This is a genomic window from Bradyrhizobium sp. Arg816, from assembly GCF_029989365.1.
In the GTDB taxonomy this organism is placed as follows: domain Bacteria; phylum Pseudomonadota; class Alphaproteobacteria; order Rhizobiales; family Xanthobacteraceae; genus Bradyrhizobium.
Genome location: NZ_JAPRAQ010000036.1, coordinates 1 through 16,648, shown reverse-complemented (window position 1 = coordinate 16,648; position 16,648 = coordinate 1). Strand labels below are relative to the sequence as shown.

The 16,648-nt window shown below is 65.2% G+C and carries 16 protein-coding genes; 10 read left to right on the top strand and 6 right to left on the bottom strand.

Going from position 1 to position 16,648, the window contains the following annotated elements:
- Window positions 1-35: 35 nt before the first annotated feature.
- Entirely contained in the window at window positions 36-899 is an 864-nt protein-coding gene (gene asd, locus OWC48_RS42570; RefSeq protein WP_282525366.1) for an archaetidylserine decarboxylase, read from the bottom strand.
- Between the two features lie 35 nt (window positions 900-934).
- Between asd and OWC48_RS42565 the strand changes: the two genes are divergently transcribed.
- Window positions 935-2,599: an aminotransferase class III-fold pyridoxal phosphate-dependent enzyme gene (locus OWC48_RS42565; protein WP_282525365.1), complete on the top strand. Its 1,665-nt coding sequence runs from the start codon at window positions 935-937 to the stop codon at window positions 2,597-2,599.
- Window positions 2,600-2,943: 344 nt separating this feature from the next.
- Here OWC48_RS42565 and OWC48_RS42560 read toward each other — a convergent pair whose 3' ends face one another.
- The 3 genes from OWC48_RS42560 to OWC48_RS42550 all read right to left on the bottom strand — a co-directional run bounded on the left by OWC48_RS42560 (window position 2,944) and on the right by OWC48_RS42550 (window position 5,621).
- Window positions 2,944-3,603, bottom strand: coding sequence for a hypothetical protein (locus tag OWC48_RS42560; RefSeq protein WP_282525364.1), 660 nt, complete (start codon window positions 3,601-3,603; stop codon window positions 2,944-2,946).
- Window positions 3,604-3,843: 240 nt separating this feature from the next.
- Entirely contained in the window at window positions 3,844-4,533 is a 690-nt protein-coding gene (locus OWC48_RS42555; RefSeq protein ID WP_282525363.1) for a class I SAM-dependent methyltransferase, read from the bottom strand.
- A gap of 35 nt (window positions 4,534-4,568) precedes the next feature.
- Complete coding sequence (locus OWC48_RS42550; protein ID WP_282525362.1) at window positions 4,569-5,621, bottom strand: glycosyltransferase family 1 protein; 1,053 nt, start codon at window positions 5,619-5,621, stop codon at window positions 4,569-4,571.
- Between the two features lie 275 nt (window positions 5,622-5,896).
- On the opposite strand from OWC48_RS42550, the gene OWC48_RS42545 reads away from it, so the two are divergent.
- Both OWC48_RS42545 and OWC48_RS42540 read left to right on the top strand, forming a co-directional pair.
- Window positions 5,897-6,607 (top strand): L,D-transpeptidase, encoded by a 711-nt coding sequence (locus tag OWC48_RS42545; RefSeq protein ID WP_282525361.1) that lies wholly within the window; start codon window positions 5,897-5,899, stop codon window positions 6,605-6,607.
- A gap of 110 nt (window positions 6,608-6,717) precedes the next feature.
- Window positions 6,718-7,137, top strand: coding sequence for a cytochrome c family protein (locus tag OWC48_RS42540; RefSeq protein WP_282525360.1), 420 nt, complete (start codon window positions 6,718-6,720; stop codon window positions 7,135-7,137).
- Between the two features lie 89 nt (window positions 7,138-7,226).
- Here OWC48_RS42540 and OWC48_RS42535 read toward each other — a convergent pair whose 3' ends face one another.
- Window positions 7,227-7,493: a hypothetical protein gene (locus OWC48_RS42535; protein WP_282525359.1), complete on the bottom strand. Its 267-nt coding sequence runs from the start codon at window positions 7,491-7,493 to the stop codon at window positions 7,227-7,229.
- Entirely contained in the window at window positions 7,486-8,280 is a 795-nt protein-coding gene (locus OWC48_RS42530; RefSeq protein WP_282525358.1) for a DUF899 domain-containing protein, read from the bottom strand. The genes OWC48_RS42535 and OWC48_RS42530 overlap by 8 nt, the downstream gene beginning before the upstream one ends.
- 150 nt (window positions 8,281-8,430) lie before the next feature.
- Between OWC48_RS42530 and OWC48_RS42525 the strand changes: the two genes are divergently transcribed.
- The 7 genes from OWC48_RS42525 (at window position 8,431) to OWC48_RS42495 (ending at window position 16,515) form a co-directional block, all read left to right on the top strand.
- Window positions 8,431-9,651, top strand: a complete 1,221-nt coding sequence (locus tag OWC48_RS42525; protein WP_282525357.1) for a helix-turn-helix domain-containing protein — start codon at window positions 8,431-8,433, stop codon at window positions 9,649-9,651.
- A 28-nt stretch (window positions 9,652-9,679) separates the two neighbouring features.
- Window positions 9,680-10,318 (top strand): PQQ-binding-like beta-propeller repeat protein, encoded by a 639-nt coding sequence (locus OWC48_RS42520; protein ID WP_282525356.1) that lies wholly within the window; start codon window positions 9,680-9,682, stop codon window positions 10,316-10,318.
- A 137-nt stretch (window positions 10,319-10,455) separates the two neighbouring features.
- Window positions 10,456-12,024: a DUF4403 family protein gene (locus OWC48_RS42515; RefSeq protein WP_282525355.1), complete on the top strand. Its 1,569-nt coding sequence runs from the start codon at window positions 10,456-10,458 to the stop codon at window positions 12,022-12,024.
- A gap of 128 nt (window positions 12,025-12,152) precedes the next feature.
- Window positions 12,153-13,277 (top strand): ABC transporter ATP-binding protein, encoded by a 1,125-nt coding sequence (locus OWC48_RS42510; protein WP_282525354.1) that lies wholly within the window; start codon window positions 12,153-12,155, stop codon window positions 13,275-13,277.
- A 55-nt stretch (window positions 13,278-13,332) separates the two neighbouring features.
- Entirely contained in the window at window positions 13,333-14,391 is a 1,059-nt protein-coding gene (locus OWC48_RS42505; RefSeq protein ID WP_282525353.1) for an ABC transporter substrate-binding protein, read from the top strand.
- A gap of 34 nt (window positions 14,392-14,425) precedes the next feature.
- The gene (locus OWC48_RS42500; RefSeq protein WP_282525352.1) at window positions 14,426-15,688 is read left to right on the top strand and encodes an ABC transporter permease; all 1,263 of its coding nucleotides are present in this window, start codon (window positions 14,426-14,428) and stop codon (window positions 15,686-15,688) included.
- Window positions 15,685-16,515 carry an ABC transporter permease gene (locus tag OWC48_RS42495; protein ID WP_282525351.1) on the top strand — a complete coding sequence of 277 codons (831 nt, stop codon included), beginning with the start codon at window positions 15,685-15,687 and terminating at the stop codon, window positions 16,513-16,515. Before OWC48_RS42500 ends, OWC48_RS42495 begins: the two co-directional genes overlap by 4 nt.
- The last annotated feature ends 133 nt before the right edge of the window (window positions 16,516-16,648 follow it).

Below are 16,648 nucleotides of genomic sequence, written 5' to 3'. Positions count from 1 at the left end.
GGACGATATAGGCTGCCGACGCGGCGGATTGAAGGCTAGTTTTTCTTCAACAGCGCTTGACCTGCACGAATGCGGGTGCCCTCGCCGATGCCGTCGCAGAAGTTGAAATCGCCGGGCGCCAGGATGATGATGGTGGAGCCGTGCTCGAACCAGCCGAGCTCCTCGCCCTTGGTCACGTTGACGTCGCAGGGGAAATTGACCGGGCCGCGGGTCTGCGCGTTCAGCACCATGTCGAGGAAGTGCAGGCGGATGCTCGCGACCAGGATCGCGGCGACCGGCACCAGCGTCACGGCCTCGCCCGTCGACAAACGCGTGCGGATCACCGCGCGCTCGTTCTTGCAGAACAGGCGCTCGACCCGCTTCAGCGCGATCGGGTTGACGTTCCAGACGTCGCCATGGATCAGCGTGACGCGTTCGATGTGTGCGTCATGGGGCGCATGGAAGCGGTGATACATGCTCGACGTCAGCCGCAGCGTGACGAAGCTGCCGTTGCGGTGCTGGTCGACGAGCGCGGAATCACCGAGCAGGTCGAGCAGCGAATAGGGCGCGCCCTTGACCTGGAACAGCTCGGTGTCGGCGATCCGGCCATGGGCGCCGACGATGCCGTCCGAGGGGCTGGCGACAATGGAAGGGTCGGGATCAAAGGGGCGCAGCCCCGGCTTGAGCTCCCGGGTGAAACAATCGTGCAGGCTCTTGAAGTGGGTCTTGCGTGCCTCCGACAGATCGAGGTCGGAGAACAGCTTCCACAGCGCGATCGAGAAGTCCCTGACGAGCGGGTTTTCGATCTTGGAAAACCAGCCCATGAAGCGGGTCAGGGCCGCCCGGGGGATGCGGTTGGTCAACAGGAAGTTGAGGTCTTCCTGCTGGGTGAAAGAGGCGATGAGGGCTTTGACTGTCATGAATCTGTCAGCTCGCAGTATTAGCGCTTGTTGTCATGGAAACGACACTCCCGATTCTCTCATTTTCCGTGGCCGCCGCAGCGTCCGCTGCCGCCGTCTTCCCGAAGCTCAAGGCGCGGGTCGAACTGTCCCGCGCCAAACACCGGTCGCTCGCCGGACACTCCAAGATGTCGCGCCGGGTGGCAAAGCTGCTCCCGTTCTACGAGTTCGAGGGTGATCAATACTTCGGCTGCGACGGCGCGCCCGCGAACATCGTGGCTCAGCGCAAGGACGCCTTCTTCCGCCTCGCCCGCCTTTACGCCGAGCGCTTCCCCAAAGGCCGCGCGATGACGAAGGAAGCGGCGGAAAAGATCTCCGACCTGCACTTCACCGAAACCTACCGCGTGCCGTTCCAGTTCTCGCGCCTCGTCCGCGAGCATCTGGGCACCTCGACCTTCATGGAATCGTCCAGCGGCGTCACCGTCACGGATGTCGACGGCAACACCTCCTACGACCTCACCGGGTCCTACGGCGTCAACATCTTCGGCAACGACTTCTACAAGGAGTGCATCGAGGGCTCGGAGAAGCGCGCGCACGCGCTCGGCCCGGTGCTCGGGCCCTACCACCCCGTCATCCTTGAGAACGTGCAGCGGCTCTGCCAGATCTCGGGCCTCGACGAGGTCTCGTTCCACATGTCCGGCACCGAAGCCGTGATGCAGGCGGTGCGGCTGGCGCGCTACCACACCAAGCGCACGCATCTGGTTCGTTTCGCCGGCGCTTATCACGGCTGGTGGGGCGACGTGCAGCCCGGCGTCGGCAATCCGATTCCCGCGCACGAGACCTACACCCTCGCCGAGATGTCGGAGAAGACGCTGCACGTGCTGCGCACGCGCAAGGACATCGCCTGCGTGCTGGTCAATCCGTTGCAGGGCCTGCATCCGAACGGCAACGCGCCCGGCGATTCCTCGCTGGTCGATTCCTCCCGCGGCGGCAACTTTGACCGCGCGGCGTATACCGAGTGGCTCAAGAAGCTGCGCGAAGTCTGCACCGAGCGCGGCATCGCGCTGATCTTCGACGAGGTCTTCGTCGGCTTCCGTCTCGCCGCCGGCGGCGCCCAGGAGTACTTTGGCGTCAAGGCCGACATGGTGACCTACGGCAAGAGCCTTGCCGGCGGCCTGCCGGTCGGCGTCGTCTGCGGCAAGAAGGAATTGATGCGCCGCTTCCGCGACGATCGTCCCGCCGACATCTGCTTCGCCCGCGGCACCTTCAACTCGCATCCCTACGTCATGACGGCGATGGACGAGTTCTTGAGCCGGCTCGCCAGCCCGAACTTCCGCGCCATCTATGACGGCCTGGACGCGACCTGGAACGGCCGCGCGCAAAAGCTCAACCAGATGATGACGGACGCCGACCTCCCGGTGCGGTTCGCCAACTTCTCGTCGATCTGGACGGTGAAATACACCACCCCGTCCCGTTACAACTGGATGCTGCAATATTACCTGCGCGCCGAAGGCCTGTCGCTGAGCTGGGTCGGCACCGGCCGGCTGATCTTCAGCCTGAACTACACCGACGCCGATTTCACCGAAGTCGCCGAGCGCTTCGTCCGGGCGGCCGAGAAGATGAAAGCCGACGGGTTCTGGTGGCACGACGGCGTGCTCACCAACAAGAACATCAAGCGGCAGATTTTGAAAGAGATGCTGGCCAAGCGTTTTGGGCGCTGAGGTCTTCTCACACTCAGCCCCGGTCACCGCCCGCTCTTCTCCCTCGCCCCGCCCTTGTCCGCCGAAGCCTTGGCGAAGGCGGATGCGGGGCCGCGACGAGCTACGCTCGCGCTGAGAGGGCCGGGGTGAGGGGGATTCTCCGCGAGTGCGGTGAAAGTTGGTGGACACCCCGCTAGCAACGCCCCCGCGGAGAGCCCCCCTCACCCGAATTCGCGCTGCGCGCAAATTCGGCCTCTCCCCGCACGCGGGGGGAGGCGAAAGAGCCCCCAAGACGTGGATGCCCGGCACGAGGCCGGGCATGACGTAGCAAACTGACATCGGAGTGCTTTGTGTGCGCGGCGCGCTCAGGCGTGCTGCTCTTCGAGCGTGGGCTCGGAGATGAGGCCCAGCGTGTGCTCGGGGTTGAGATGCAGGCCGGGGTCCATCAGCTCGCCGCGCATCAAAGCGAGCGGCGCGCTGCGATAGAGCATCAGGTCGTGGAAGGGGTCGGTCAGGATCTTGGTCATCCAGACGAGGCCGGTCTCGACGTCGCGGATGAAGAACAGGTGCACGGTACGGAACAACAGACCGCCACCGCCGATCACCAGCCAGATTTTCGCGACCTGCCGCATGAAATCGGTCGCGCTCGCCCAGGGCGTGAACAGGCCGAACAGCGTCGGATCGACAACCAGCACCAGCGGCGACAGCGCCCAGATCGCCATCAGCACCACCTTGCGCTGAAGGTTGTAGCCGACCTTGATGTCTTCCTTGTACTCGTGCGTCGCCTGGTTGATGTGGTCGTAATCGTGCGGCTCGAAGAAGAAGTGACCGGCCTGGCGCGAGGTCATCGAGACCAGCCAGCCGACCAGCGCCGAGAGCATGGGATCGATGAACAGCCAGACATAGGCAAAGAGAAAGCTCAGCGCGCTGACGAAGTGCAGGCTCTGATTGATGCGGCTGTGGTGATAGTAGCGATGGTCGTCCCAGCGCTGGATCCGCAGCTGCTCGAGATAATTCTTGATCATGCTCTCCCCCAAAATGCTTTCGGGTTCAGGATTTACAGGGATTCGATGTACGCCATGTGACATCATCATTTTGTCATGTGACGATGTGCAGCGGCGCGATGACGCACGGGTTACTCTCTCTCCTCATCCTGAGGAGCGCGGAACGCGCGTCTCGAAGGATGAAGGCCGAGGTGCATCAGCACGGGCCTTCGTGGTTCGAGACGGCGCTTACCGCGCCTCCTCACCATGAGGAGCAGCAGCTCAAGCCGCCTTGGCGACGTCGACCTTGCGGAAGCGCACCAGCGAGAAATGGCCGAGCGGCGGAATCAGGCGGCGCTCGGCGAGCTCGATGCCCTTGGCACCGGAGAGCCACTTCGCATAACGCGACCAGGCGAACTCGGCGGTGCGGAAGCCGAGCGGACGCACCACCGGCTGGAGCCTCTGCTCGATGAAGCGGCGCATGCCGGTGTCGGCGCTGACGCGGGTCAGGATGATCAGCTCGCCGCCCGGGCGCAGCACGCGGGCGAATTCGTCGAGCGCCACTTCCGGGTTCGGCACGGCGGTGACGACATATTGCGCCATCACCACGTCGAAGGAATTGTCGGGGAATTCGAGCTTCTCGGCGTCCATCACCGCGAGGCCCTCGACATTCTTCAGATTGCCCTCGGTGACGCGCTGGCGCGCCTTGTCGAGCATCGCTTCCGAAATGTCGGTGCCGAAGATGCGCAGATGCGGCGCGTAGAGCGGCAACGAGATGCCGGTGCCGACGCCGACTTCGAGCACACGGCCGCCGATCTTGTTGGTGGCCGCGATCGCGGCCTGCCGGCCCTTGGCGAATACGCCGCCGAACACGAGATCGTAGACGGGCGCCCAGCGGTCATAGGCCTGCTCAACCGTGCCACGCGTGAGGTCGAGCTGCTGGGTGCCGTCAAGGTTCATGATCTTAGCCATCGATGAGGTTCTCGCTGTGGGTCAAACGTTGCAGATCAACCGCGCACCGGCCGCCGCGCCATGACCGGCGAGGCGCGCAGGATGCGGCTGGGCTGAAGTGAGGTGAGATTTCCGACGAACTGACGCGCGCTGTTTTCCCAGGAGCGCTCGAGCGCGAAGTTACGGCAGGTCTCGCGCGACATGGTGAGCGCGCGGAGGCACGCGGTACGCAGATCATGGTCGATCGCGCCGATCGGATGATCGGCGATGACGTCCTTGGGACCCGTTACCGGAAACGCCGCCACCGGCGTGCCGCAGGCGAGCGCCTCGAGCTGCACCACACCGAATGTGTCGGTGAGACTGGGGAAGACGAAGACATCGGCCGCGGCGAGATGCGCGGTGAGGTCCGCGCCCTTCTTCTCGCCGAGGAAGACCACGTCCGGATATTTCTTCTCGAGCGCCGCCTTCTGCGGACCGTCGCCGACGACGACCTTGGTGCCGGGCAAATCGAGCGAGAGGAACGCTTCGAGATTCTTCTCCACCGCGACGCGGCCCATGGTCATGAAGATCGGGCCCGGCAAATCGAGCTTGGCCGGGGTGTCGGGATGGAACAGCTCGGTATTGACGCCGCGCGTCCAGAAGCCGAGCCGCTTGAAGCCGCGCTCGGAAAGCTCCTGCCGCAGCGAAGGCGTCGCCACCATGGTCATCGCGGCGGCATCGTGGAAGTGGCGGAGCACGGCATAGCCGACGGCATCGGGGATACCGGTCCGCACCGAGACGTATTCGGGAAAGCGCGTCGTGTAGGAGGTGGTGAAGGCAAGGCGGTTGCGGCGGCAATAGGCCCGCGCGGCCCAGCCGATCGGCCCCTCGGTCGCGATGTGCAACGCTTCCGGCGCCGCCTTCTCGATCCGCCGCGCGATCTCCTTTCCGCTCGGCAGCGCGATGCGCAGGCCCGGATAGGTCGGCAGCGGCCAGGACCGAAAGCCGTCCGGGGTGAGGAAGTCGATCTCGACGTCGAGCGCCTTGGCCGCGTTCGCCAACGAGGTCAGCGTCCGGACCACACCGTTAACCTGCGGATGCCAGGCGTCAGTCGCGATTAATACCCGCATGGGGAAATCCCGAGAGTTTGATGATTCTCGGCTTAGGACCATCAACCACGGATATTTCAGGCGTGTGACGTCACAGAAGTGTCGGCCCGCTGTTTTGTTGGTTAACGGGTCCGCGCCGCCACGAAACCGTCATGAAACAAATCCTTTCCGCCATGAAACCGTTTTCGATTTTCCGCGCAAAGCTCCCGAAACGTTTTGCCGTTAGTGATCTGGGCAACGGAGCACCGCAACGGTGCCGCGGTGGTCAAGAAACACCGATCAAACAGGGGCGATCAATGATCAATCTGGACACGTTCAAGACGTATTCGCGCGCCGTTGCGCTCAGCGCCGTCGCGATCTCCGCAATCGCATTTGCCGGTCCGGCGAAGGCTGCGCCCGTGCAACTCTTCCCCTTCTTCCAGCCGCTGCCGCCGATGGCCGCGCCGCAGCCCTACCAGCAGCCCTATCAGGCGACGCCTTACCAGGTCGCGCCGTCCGAGGATCAGGACGCGGTCGAGATGCCGGCCCGCTTCCGCCGCCAGACGGTTTCCTACGCGACGCGCGAGGCGCCGGGCACCATCATCATCGATACGCCCAACACCTATCTCTATTACGTGCTCGGCAACGGCCAGGCCGTTCGCTACGGCATCGGCGTCGGCCGCGACGGCTTCACCTGGTCCGGCGTGCAGTCAGTGACCAAGAAGGCCGAGTGGCCGGATTGGACCCCGCCGCCGGAAATGATCGCCCGCCAGCCCTATCTGCCGCGCCACATGGCCGGCGGCCCCGGCAACCCGCTCGGCGCGCGCGCCATGTATCTCGGCGGCACCATCTACCGCATCCACGGCACCAACGCGCCCGACACGATCGGCAAGCACGTCTCGTCCGGCTGCATCCGCCTGACCAACAACGACGTCACCGACCTCTACTCCCGCGTCAACGTCGGCACCAAGGTGATCGTGCTGCCGATGACGGAACGCCGCGCGGACCTCGGCGCCGCGACGCGCTAACGCGGCAGGACATTGTGACGCAAACGGCCCCGGAACCCACCGGGGCCGTTTTCGTTGGCATCATGCTCTCCGGACGACCTCGCTTGGAGAAGCACAGTTCGGAGGCGCAGATGCGATCACGCCTGCAAATGTCGCCAGGCACATGGCTGCGCCCGATCGCAACTGCCGGCGCATTGACGCTGCTCCTGTCTGCGCCCCCTTCGCTCGCCCAGCAGCCGGCGAGCGACGAGGCGGCTCAGCAGGCTTTCAACAATTCCTGTCGCACCTGCCACTCCGTAAAGGACGGCGACAATCGCCTCGGTCCCAATCTCAGCAAGATCGTGGGACGCAAGGCCGGCTCGCTGCCGAACTACAACTACTCTCCGTCGATGAAGGACGCCGGCTTCGTCTGGGATCCGGACAAGCTGACCCGCTTCATGGTCAAGCCGGATGAGGTCGTGTCCGGCAACAAGATGCAGCCATATGGCGGCGTCTCCGCGGAGGACGCGGCCAAGGTGGTTGCTTATCTGCAGGCGGCGGGCGGGCAGTAGCAGGACAGAGATTTATCGTAAGCCTCATCCTGCGGAGCCGCGGAACGCGGCGTCTCGAAGGACGAGGCGTTTACACCGGCGGAAACACTTTACCGCCGCCGCTCCGCGATCAGCCTCAGCCACGCCGCTGAATGAAACGCGCTCATCAGCAGATACATCGGCACCATCCCGCCGAGCACCGCCCCGTGCCCGGCGGCACACAGCATGTCCGCCGGGCCGCCGCCGGGCACGGCCGTCAGCACGGCCATGATCGCGAAGGTCGGCGTCGCCGCCAGAGCCAGCCATCTGGCGAGGTGGCGTGCGGCCACCACGCCATCGCCTCTCGCGCCGGTGGCCACGTTGGCGGGACTAGTCACGGCCTTCCGCGGCCTCCTCGCGAAAAGCCTTCTCGCCGGCTGTCGAGATCTCCACCCATTTCTTGTCGGGCGCAGCGCCGTCCGTGTAGCTGTCGTGCCAGTTCCACCATTTGTAGGTCGGCGTCTGCGGATAGCCCTTTGGCGAGTCCTCCCAGACCTCCTGCCGGCCGAGGGGCGTGATGTCGAGATAGTTCCAGGTGCCGCCCATCTGCTCGTCGCCGCGGCTCTTGACGAAGTAGGTGCGGAAGATGCGGTCGCCGTCGCGGTAGAACACGTTGGTGCCGTGCCATTCGTCCACGCCGAAATCGGCGTCGAAACTGTCGGTGACGGTGACCCAGGGCATGGTCCAGCCCATCCGCTGCTTCAGCCTGATGATGTCGGCCTGCGGCGCGCGCGAGGCGAACACGAGCGTGGTGTCGCGGGCGTTCAGGTGCGAGACATGGGCGACCTGGTCGGCCACCATCGAGCAGCCACGGCAGGCATGATCGGGCCAGCCGAACACGCCCGGCTCGAAGAAGGCCCGGTAGACGACCAGCTGCCGCCGGCCCTGGAACAGATCCACCAGACTGATCTTGCCGCCGGGCCCCTCGAACGCATAGGTTTTGGTGACGTCCATCCACGGCATGCGCCGGCGCTCGGCGGCGAGGGCGTCGCGGGCACGGGTATGCGCCTTTTCCTTCACGAGCAGTTGCTGACGGGCGGCCTCCCAGTCCTGCGGCGACACCACCGGCGGTGTTTGCATGGCGGCCTGTCCGTTAGTTCCTGCGTTGTCTGCTGATGTCATCATGGCTCTCCATTCCTCTTGTCCGGGCGGTCATTCCGCGTCGCGCTACGACAGACGCGGAACCGCTCGACCCTCACCGCACATTGTCGGTCGTCAACGATTTCTGGCACCAAGCGGTTGCGCGGTGGGAGTAACAAGTGTGGCGGGATTTGAATGGAGTCGCTGATCACGGCCGCCGCGCGCGCGTTGGAGGCCGGCGATCCGCTCGGCGCGTTGAACCGCGTTGCGCTGCGCAACGATGCGCCGTCGCTGGCGCTGCGCGGCATCGCGATGGCGCAACTCGGCGATCTCGCGAAAGCGAAGACGCTGCTGCGGAGCGCCGCGCGCGCGTTCGGTCCAAGAGAGGCGGTGGCGCGCGCGAGATGCGTGGTGGCCGAAGCGGAGATCGCGCTCGTCTCGCGCGACCTGAGCTGGCCGGTGAAAACGCTCGCGGCGGCCCGCGCGACGCTCGAACAGCACGGCGATCTCGCCAATGCAGCCCATGCGGGCCACATCGAGGCGCGCCGCCTCCTCCTCGTCGGGCAGCTCGACGAAGCCGAGCGCACGCTCACCGAACTCATCCCCTCCCCGCTCCCGCCTGCCTCGCAAGTCGTCCGCGAGCTCGTGGTCGCCGGTATCGCCATCAGACGATTGAGAGCGAAAGATGCGCGCGCGGCGCTCAACCGCGCGGCTCTCGCAGCGCGGCAGGCGAAGATCCCGGCGCTGGTGGCCGAGGTCGACAGCGCGAACCTCATCCTCGACACGCCGGCGGCGCGCCTGATCGCGCGCGGCAGCGAACACCCGTTGTTGCTCGGGGAGGTCGAGAGGCTGGCGACCTCGACGGCGCTCGTCGTGGACACCTTTCATCATGCCCTGCGCAGGCAAGGCCGCATCGTATCGCTCGGAACGCGGCCGGTGCTGTTCGCGCTCGCCCGCCTTCTGGCGCAGGCATGGCCCGCGGACGTCTCGCGAGAGGCGCTGATATCAGGCGCGTTCCGGGCGAAGCACGCCGACGAATCGCATCGCGCGCGGTTGCGCGTGGAGATCGGGCGGCTCCGCACCCAGCTCAGGCCGCTGGCCGACATCAGCGCAACGAAGCAGGGTTTTGTGCTGTCGCCGCGGAAGACGCGCGACGTCCTCGTGCTCGCACGTCCCGTCGAGGAGAAGCACGCCGCGGTGCTCGCCTTCCTCAACGACGGCGAGCCCTGGTCGAGCTCGGCGCTCGCGCTGGCACTGGGGACGAGCGCCCGCACCTTGCAGCGGGCCCTCGAAGAGCTGGCGCGGTCGAACAAGGTGCAATCGTTCGGACACGGCCGGGCACGGCGCTGGATGACCCCGCCCGTCCCGGGTTTCCCGACAGGCTTGTTACTCCCCGGACCGCTCCTGAGGGGGTAGGATGGATCGCATCACAGGGATCAAGCACATGAAGCGTTCCGCCGCCGAGATCGTCAGGGAATACGGACCTTTTGCAGGTGTCGAGGCCGTGCATGGCGTCACCTATGACGGCACCCATGTCTGGTTCGCATCCGGCGACAAGCTGAATGCGGTCGATCCGGCCAACGGCAAGATCGCACGCTCGATCGATGTCTCCGCGCATGCGGGGACGGCGTTCGACGGCCGGCACCTGTTCCAGATCGCCGAGGATCGCATCCAGAAGATCGACGCCGCCACCGGCAAGGTGATCAGCACGATTCCGGCTCCGGGCGGCGGCGGCGATTCCGGATTGGCCTGGGCGGAGGGCTCGCTGTGGGTCGGCCAGTATCGCGAGCGCAAGATCCATCAGGTCGATCCGGAAACGGGGAAGATCCTCCGCACCATCGAAAGCAAGCGCTTCGTGACCGGCGTCACCTGGGTCGACGGCGAGCTCTGGCATGGCACCTGGGAGGGCGAGGAAAGTGATTTGCGCCGGATCGATCCTGAGACCGGCAAGGTGCTGGAGCAGCTCGACCTGCCCGCCGGGACGATGGTTTCAGGATTGGAGTCCGACGGCGGCGACCGCTTCTTCTGCGGCGGCGGCGATCGCGGCAATGTGAGGGCGGTTCGCCGCCCGAGGCGCGGCTAGGTGCGCGATGACGGATGCGCGGCACCGATGCTGCCGCAACCGTTAATCTGTTCGCCCCAATTCCACCCCACCGGTGCGCTCTAGCGCCCCCCTCGCCTGCCCTGTAGACTTCCGGCCCTGGGTGGCTTGGGGGATTGATGCGACTGACGCTGAACTTGAAGACTGTCTTGATCGCCGTGGCGGTGCTCGCGGCGTCGTTTTTCGTCAGCCTGAAGGCGATGGACTGGCTGTCACCGCGCGCGACGATGACTGCGCCGCCGGTCGTGCAATTGCCACCGCTGCCGCCGGTCGCGAAGAGCTCGATCGTGGTGGCGCCGGTTGCGATCGCGCTATCGGCGATCCGCGAACAGGCCGAGAAGGCCGCGCCGCGCAATTTCGCCGGCAAGGCCGATAATCCAATCTCGCAGATCCTGGAGAATGCCGACATCGGCTGGTCCGCCGTGCGCGGGCCGATGGCGGCTACCGGCGACAAGGACGTGCTGACGATCTCGACGCCGCTCAATGGCAAGCTCAACGTGACGGGCTCGCTGTCGTCGAAAGCCACCGGCGCGCTCGGCGACGCGCTCGGCAGCGTGCTCGGCGGCGACGCAGCGAAACGGATCGGCGCGGTCAACATCAAGAATTTGAACGCCAGCGCCGAGATCAAGGGCAACGTGGTCGTCACCTCGCGCCCGAAGCTCGCGGCCAACTGGCATCTCGAGCCCAATCTCGGCGCCCAGGTCAATCTCGGCGACACCAACCTCAATGTCTCCGGCGCCAAGGTCAACGTGCCGGCGCAGGTGAAGCCGCTGATCGACAAGAATGTCGGCGAGCAGATCAACATCGTCTCCGAGCGCATCCGCAACGATCCATCGCTGCGCGAGAATGCGAAGCTGCAATGGGCCAAGGCCTGCCGCTCGATCCCGCTGCAGGGCTCGGGTTCCTCGGGCGCGCTGCCGCCGCTCTGGCTCGAGATGAAACCGACCCGTGCCATCGCGGCGCAGCCGCGCGTCGACGCGCAGAACGTGACGTTGCTGCTCGGCCTCGAGCTGGAGACGCGCGTGACCTCGACGTCGACCAAGCCGGACTGTCCCTTCCCCGACAAGATCTCGATCGTGCCGCCGACCGGCACCGGCGTGAACATCGGCGTGCCGATCGACGTGCCCTTCACCGAGATCAACAAGCTGATCGCGGCGCAGATGGTCGGCCACACCTATCCCGAGGACGGCTCCGGCCCGGTCGACGTCACCGTGAAAAGCGTCAACGTGGTCCCGTCGGGCGATCGTCTCCTGATCTCGCTGCTGGTGCGTGCCAAGGAGAAGAAGAGCTGGCTCGGTCTCGGCGCCGAAGCGACCGTGCACATCTGGGGCCGGCCGATGCTCGACCAGGCGCAGCAGACGCTGCGGCTCGCCGACATCCAGCTCGCGGTGGAGTCCGAGGCCGCCTTCGGCCTGCTCGGCGCGGCCGCACGCGCGGTGGTGCCGCAGATGCAGCAGGCATTGGTGCAGAAAGCGACGCTCGATCTGAAGCCGATCGCCGCCAATGCGCGCGAGAAGATCGCGGCCGCGATCGCCGACTACCAGAAGAGCGAGGACGGCCTCAAGGTCGACGCCAAGATCGACAGCCTGACCCTCGCCGACATCGCCTTCGATTCCAAGACGCTGCGCATCGTCGCGGAAGCCGGCGGCTCGCTGAACGTCTACGTGACGAAGCTGTCGGGGATGTAGCGCGTCTTCACTCGCCGGACCCGCGCGCCTCGCTTGCGCCGCTGGCGTTCTCGTCGGAGGATGCTAAGCTGTTTCCCGCAACCTCGAACGAGGTGCCGACAGCACTGCAGGGACAACGCGAGGACAACATGGAAGCCGGCATGGTCACGCCTGCGCCGGCGCTGGTGCGCTTTTCCGGCATTCAGAAGACCTACGATGGCGAGCACCTCGTGGTGAAGAACCTCGATCTCGAAATCAGGAAGGGCGAGTTCGTCACCCTGCTCGGTCCGTCGGGCTCGGGCAAGACGACCACGCTGATGATGCTGGCCGGCTTCGAGGTTCCGACCCATGGCGAAATCTACCTCGCGGAACGGCCGATCAAGAACGTGCCGCCGCATAAGCGCGACATCGGCATGGTGTTCCAGAACTACGCCTTGTTCCCGCACCTGACGATCGCGGAGAACATCGCCTTCCCGCTATCCGTTCGCAACACGACCAAGGCCGAGGCGCAGGAGCGCGTCAGCGCGGCGTTGCGCATGATCAAGATGGAAACCCTGGCGCACCGGCGGCCCGGGCAGCTGTCCGGCGGTCAGCAGCAGCGCGTGGCGCTGGCCCGCGCGCTGGTTTTCAATCCGCAGCTCGTGCTGATGGACGAGCCTCTGGGCGCCCTCGACAAGCGCCTGCGGGAGCAGATGCAACTGGAGATCAAGCAGCTGCACGAGACGATGGGCATCACCGTCGTCTACGTCACCCACGATCAGAGCGAAGCGCTCACCATGTCGGATCGCATCGCCGTGTTCAACGACGGCATCGTGCAGCAGATCGACAGGCCCGACGCGCTGTATGAGCATCCGGTGAACAGTTTCGTCGCTCACTTCATCGGTGAGAACAACGTGCTGGCCGGCACCGTCGAGACGATCGAGAAGGACTATTGCCGCGTCACGCTGGCTGGTGGCGGCGCCGTGACCGCACGGGCAGTCAATGTATCGGGCGCGGGCGCATCGACCTCCCTGTCGGTGCGGCCGGAGCGGATCGCCATCATCCCGGACGGCACCTCCAGCGAGGGACCGAACCGACTGCCGGCCAAGGTGCAGAACACCATCTATCTCGGCGACCACGCACTGGCCGTGCTCGATGTCGTCGGCAATGGGGAGTTCATGGTCAAGCTTCAGCCGGGGGCGCATGACGAAAAGAGACATGGCAACCTCAAACCTGGTGAAAGCGTATTCATCACCTTCCGTCCCGAGGACTGCCTGGCCCTCGATCCCGTCTGATCCGGACCAACATCGATCAACCTCAACGCAACGCACATGAAGAAGGAACAAGACCATGCTGAAGCGCAAGACTGGCAAGATTGCTCTGGGGTTCGCCGTGGCGTTCAGCGCCAGCGCCGCGCTGGCCACGGTCGCGCAGGCGCGTGACCTCACCGTCGTGTCGTGGGGCGGCGCCTATCAGGATGCCCAGAAGAAGGTCTATTTCGAGCCGTTCAAGAAAGCAGCCGGCGTTGCGATGAACGACGAGTCCTGGGACGGCGGCGTCGGCGTGTTGCGCGCCAAGGTGCAGGGTGGTGCCACCAGCTGGGATCTCGTCCAGGTCGAGAGCGACGAACTCGCGGTCGGCTGCGAGGAAGGCCTGTTCGAGAAGATGGATTACTCCAAGATCGGCGGCGAGGCCGCCTACATACCGCCGTCGGTCAATCCCTGCGGCGTCGGTGCCATCCTCTACGATTTCGTTCTCGGCTACGACAAGGACAAGCTGAAGCAGGCCCCGAACGGCTGGGCCGACTTCTTCGACACCAAAAAGATCCCGGGCAAGCGCGCCTTGCGTCAGGGCCCGAAGACCACGCTGGAGATCGCCCTCATGGCCGACGGCGTCGCACCGAAGGACGTCTACAAGGTGCTGGCGACCGACGAGGGCGTCGAGCGCGCGTTCAAGAAGCTGGACACCATCAAGGGCGACATCGTCTGGTGGAAGGCCGGCGCCCAGCCGCCGCAATTGCTCGCCTCCGGCGAGGTGGCGATGACCTCGGTCTACAATGGCCGCATCGACACCGCGAACAAGAACGACAAGAAGAATTTTGGCATCGTATGGGACGGAGCGCTCTTCACCCTCGACAGCTGGGTCATCCTGAAGGGCAGCCCGAACAAGGACGCGGCCTACAAGTTCCTCGACTTCGCGGGCAAGGCGGAGAACCAGTCAAAGTTGTCGCAGAACATTGCCTATGGCACCTCGAACAAGGACGCAGCCGCCCTGCTCGCGCCCGCCGTTCTGAAGGACCTGCCGACAGCGCCTGACAACATCAAGAACGCGGTCGAGATCAACGTTGGCTTCTGGCTCGAGAACATCGACCGCCTGACCGAACGCTTCAACAAATGGGCCGCGAAATAGCGCGCCCCGCAAGACTCGATCCAAGGCTCGACCAATGACGGATGCGCTCTTGACCGGCGCCAATGCGTCGACCGAGGTGCCGCTCAAGCGCCGATTGAGGCGTGCGGAGCGGACACGCCAGGTCAAGGCATTGGCGCTGGTGCTGCCGCTTCTCGTCTTCCTGCTCTTCACCTTCGCAGGCCCGATCGCCGGCATGCTGTGGCGCGCCGTCGATGACAGGGAGGTGCGTCAGGTTCTGCCTCAAACCATCGCGGCTCTCGCCACTTGGGACGGCAAGGACCTGCCGGACGAAAAGGCCTTTGCAGCGGTGGCAAGCGACATCCTGGCGGCGCGCGCTTCCGGCACCATCGCCGTCGCGGCCAAGCGCCTCAACTACGCACTGAACGGTTTTCGTACGATCCTGACCAGCACTTCACGCAATCTGAAGGCGGCGCCGGAGCCCGGCACCGCCAGGGAGACACTGGAAAAGATCAACCCGGCCTGGCGCGAACGAGCGACCTGGACGACGATCAAGGACGCCAGTGGCCCGGTGACCGGCTTCTATCTGCTGGCGGCGCTCGACCTGACGCGGAATGTCGATGGTGCGATCGTCGCGGCCGCACCAGACCAGGCGATCTACCGCAACGTATTTACCCGAACCTTCATCATCAGCCTGGGCGTCACGGCACTCTGCCTGATCCTCGGCTTCCCGGTCGCCTATTTGCTGGCGGCGCTGCCGCCCGGCCGGTCGAACCTGCTGATGATCTTCGTCCTGCTGCCGTTCTGGACGTCGCTTCTGGTCCGCACCTGCGCCTGGATCGTCTTGCTGCAGAGCAAGGGCGTCGTGAACGACAGCCTGCACTGGCTTGGCATCATCGACGAGCCGTTGCGCCTGATCTACAACCGCTTCGGTGTCTGCGTGGCCATGACCCACGTGCTCCTGCCGTTCATGATCCTGCCGCTGTACAGCAGCATGAAGGCGATCTCGCCTGCTTACATGCGTGCCGCCGCCTCGCTCGGCGCGCCACCGACCACTGCCTTCCTGCGGATCTACCTGCCTCAGACCCTGCCCGGCATCGGCGCGGGAAGCCTGCTCGTCTTCATCCTGGCGCTCGGCTACTACATCACGCCGGCCCTCGTCGGCGGCGCCGCCGATCAGATGATCAGCTACTTCATCGCGCTCTACACGACGGAGACGGCCAATTGGGGCCTTGCTTCGGCGTTGGGCGCGGTGCTGCTGCTCGCCACTCTTTTGCTCGCTCTCGTCTACGGCAAGCTGGTGCAGGGACAGCAGGTCACGGGAGGAATGAAGAATTGAGCGATCATTCTTCCCTCCGCACGCCCAGCCAGCGCATCGCGTGGACCGCGACCATCGTCATCTCCACGCTGGTGTTCATCTTCCTGATCGCGCCGATCCTTGCGATCATGCCGCTGTCCTTCAGCTCGGGCTCGTACCTCACCTATCCGCTGCCGGGCCTCTCCTTGCGCTGGTACGACGACTTCATCAATTCGCCGCGCTGGATGAATTCGCTGAAGAACAGCATGATCATCGGCGTCGCCTCGACCCTGCTGTCGATGGTGCTTGGCACGCTGGCCGCGCTGGGGCTGGCGCAGTGGAAGAGCCGGTTCAAACCGCTCGTGCTGGCTTTCGTGCTGTCGCCGGTCGTCGTGCCCGGCGTCATCACCGCGGTCGGCCTGTATTTCTTCTTCGCGCCGCTCGGACTGACCGGCAGTTATCTCGGCTTGATCCTGGCCCACACCGCGCTGGCGACGCCCTTTGTGGTGATCACCGTCGGCGCGACACTGCAAAGCTTCGACACCAATCTGGCACGCGCCGCCGCCTCACTCGGCGCCTCGCCGCTTTATGCGTTCCGCCGCGTGATCCTGCCGCTGATCCTGCCCGGCCTGGCATCGGGTGCGCTGTTCGCCTTCGCGACCAGCTTCGACGAGGTGGTGATCGTGCTGTTCATGGCGGGCCCGGAGCAGCGCACGCTGCCGCGCGAGATGTTCAGCGGCATCCGCGAGAACATCAGTCCGACCATCACGGCAGCGGCGGTGATTCTGACAACGGTATCGGTCATCCTCCTCGCCACCCTGGAGGGCCTGCGCCGACGCAACGAACGACTCAAGGGCAGCAGCGCCTGAAACGCGTCTTTCTTCCTTCTCCCCTTGTGGGCCTGTTGCGTTATCGGCTCTTGAGGCTGAAGACGTCAGGAGAGAAGGCCTTGGTCCCGGTAATTTCCTGCCAAGATCTGTAGTTGTCGCCCTCGGCGGGCGG

Excerpts from the sequence above, each read along its gene's own strand:
- OWC48_RS42500 (WP_282525352.1), top strand. The coding sequence starts at position 14,426 with ATGACGGATGCGCTCTTGACCGGCGCCAATGCGTCGACCGAGGTGCCG.
- asd (WP_282525366.1), bottom strand. The coding sequence starts at position 899 with ATGACAGTCAAAGCCCTCATCGCCTCTTTCACCCAGCAGGAAGACCTC.
- OWC48_RS42520 (WP_282525356.1), top strand. The coding sequence starts at position 9,680 with ATGAAGCGTTCCGCCGCCGAGATCGTCAGGGAATACGGACCTTTTGCA.
- OWC48_RS42550 (WP_282525362.1), bottom strand. The coding sequence starts at position 5,621 with ATGCGGGTATTAATCGCGACTGACGCCTGGCATCCGCAGGTTAACGGT.
- OWC48_RS42510 (WP_282525354.1), top strand. The coding sequence starts at position 12,153 with ATGGAAGCCGGCATGGTCACGCCTGCGCCGGCGCTGGTGCGCTTTTCC.
- OWC48_RS42525 (WP_282525357.1), top strand. The coding sequence starts at position 8,431 with ATGGAGTCGCTGATCACGGCCGCCGCGCGCGCGTTGGAGGCCGGCGAT.
- OWC48_RS42530 (WP_282525358.1), bottom strand. The coding sequence starts at position 8,280 with ATGATGACATCAGCAGACAACGCAGGAACTAACGGACAGGCCGCCATG.
- OWC48_RS42540 (WP_282525360.1), top strand. The coding sequence starts at position 6,718 with ATGCGATCACGCCTGCAAATGTCGCCAGGCACATGGCTGCGCCCGATC.
- OWC48_RS42560 (WP_282525364.1), bottom strand. The coding sequence starts at position 3,603 with ATGATCAAGAATTATCTCGAGCAGCTGCGGATCCAGCGCTGGGACGAC.
- OWC48_RS42555 (WP_282525363.1), bottom strand. The coding sequence starts at position 4,533 with ATGGCTAAGATCATGAACCTTGACGGCACCCAGCAGCTCGACCTCACG.
- OWC48_RS42505 (WP_282525353.1), top strand. The coding sequence starts at position 13,333 with ATGCTGAAGCGCAAGACTGGCAAGATTGCTCTGGGGTTCGCCGTGGCG.
- OWC48_RS42565 (WP_282525365.1), top strand. The coding sequence starts at position 935 with ATGGAAACGACACTCCCGATTCTCTCATTTTCCGTGGCCGCCGCAGCG.
- OWC48_RS42515 (WP_282525355.1), top strand. The coding sequence starts at position 10,456 with ATGCGACTGACGCTGAACTTGAAGACTGTCTTGATCGCCGTGGCGGTG.
- OWC48_RS42545 (WP_282525361.1), top strand. The coding sequence starts at position 5,897 with ATGATCAATCTGGACACGTTCAAGACGTATTCGCGCGCCGTTGCGCTC.